2 protein-coding genes are annotated in these 1,374 nt (G+C 67.6%); one reads left to right on the forward strand and one right to left on the reverse strand.

All coding sequences use genetic code 11. The annotated features are described in order from the left end of the window. Nucleotides 1-142 precede the first annotated feature (142 nt). Nucleotides 143-550, forward strand: coding sequence for an HU family DNA-binding protein (locus ENSA7_RS33385; RefSeq protein WP_106093465.1), 408 nt, complete (start codon nt 143-145; stop codon nt 548-550). Nucleotides 551-876: 326 nt separating this feature from the next. Here the strand turns inward: ENSA7_RS33385 and ENSA7_RS33390 are convergent. Further along, the coding region (locus tag ENSA7_RS33390; protein WP_106093466.1) for an enoyl-CoA hydratase-related protein at nt 877-1,374 on the reverse strand (498 nt) is incomplete at its 5' end.

The raw sequence follows: 1,374 nt of genomic DNA on the forward strand, positions 1-1,374 counted from the left end.
CGCGGGGGGCGGGGGAGGTCGCGACAGCGAGTGGGCCGCGCGCGCAAAACTTCTTGATATCGCTCGGTTTTTGGCCATACCATGCTGCTCCGAGGACGCACCCAGAGCCACTGAGGCGTCCCATCGATCCGAGAACGAACCGGTGACCAAGTCCGAGCTGATCGAGCGAGTCGCCCAAGAGTCGGGGCTCCCCAAGGGTCGCGCAGAGATGGTCGTCAACACCATCTTCGACTCCATGACCAGCGCGCTGATCGCTGGCGATGGCATCGAGATCCGTGGCTTCGGCAGCTTCACGGTGCGGCTCTACAAGTCCTATGAGGGCCGCAATCCTCGGACCGGTGACGTCGTCCACGTCGCGCCCAAGCGCCTGCCATTTTTCAAGGTCGGCAAGGAGCTACGCGAGCGGGTCAACGGCAGCTGGGACGCGGAGGCCGAGGCCGAGGTCGAGGCCGCGAGCACGCCTGCTCCCCGGCCCGCGCCCGCGCCCGCGCCGAGCAAGCCGCACACGCCCCGCCGCCGCGACGAGTCGCTCTCGGAGGACGTGATCTAGTCATTACCCCCACGGGGGGTTTCGCACTTTGGCTGCGCTCGCTTCGCTCGCTTGCTTTTTGGCTGGCTGTTCGCGGGGGTGTGATTGGCCCCCTAGGAGGGGGCTCTGTTCTCCGGTGAGCGGGCGGGCTCGCGTTGGTGGCTGTGAGTTGGGTGGTGGCTTCGCTGGTCACTCCCACGGGGGGTTCGCACTTTGGCTGGCTGTGAGTTGGGTGGTGGCTTCGCTGATCACTCCCACTGGGTCTCTTCGCTCGCTGTGCGGGAGGGTGGCTTCGCTGGTCACGGGGTTCGCACTCTGGCTGCGCTCGCTTTGCTTTGCTCGCTGGGTCAGAACCGTTTGAGGTTGGCTTGTAGATCGGGGCTGGCTAGGGCGCGCTGGCCGTGCTCGAACTCGTTGGTGATCGCGTGGTCTAGGCTCATCGACCATTGCTCGTAGGACGAGAGACGATCTTCGCGTAGGCAGGTCTGCGGGAGGGCGCTGAGTTGGCTGGCTAGTTGCCTGGCGGTGGCGAGGGCTTCGCCGGGTTGGCACAGGCGGTTGGCGAGGCCCATCGACGCGGCCTCGTCGCCGTGGACTTCGCGGCCGGTGAGGATCAGGTCGAGGGCGTGGGCGTGGCCGATCAGGCGGGGGAGTCGGATGGTTCCGCCGTCGATCAGGGGGACGCCCCAGCGTCGGCACAGGACGCCGAAGCGGGCGTCTTGGGCGGCCACTCGGAGGTCGCACCACAGCGCGAGCTCTAGACCTCCGGCGACGGCCCAGCCTTCGATCGCGGCGATCACTGGCTTGCTCAGGAGCGTGCGGGTGGGGCCCATGGGGCCGGGGCC

Source organism: Enhygromyxa salina (assembly GCF_002994635.1).
In the GTDB taxonomy this organism is placed as follows: Bacteria; Myxococcota_A; Polyangia; order Nannocystales; family Nannocystaceae; genus Plesiocystis; species Plesiocystis salina_B.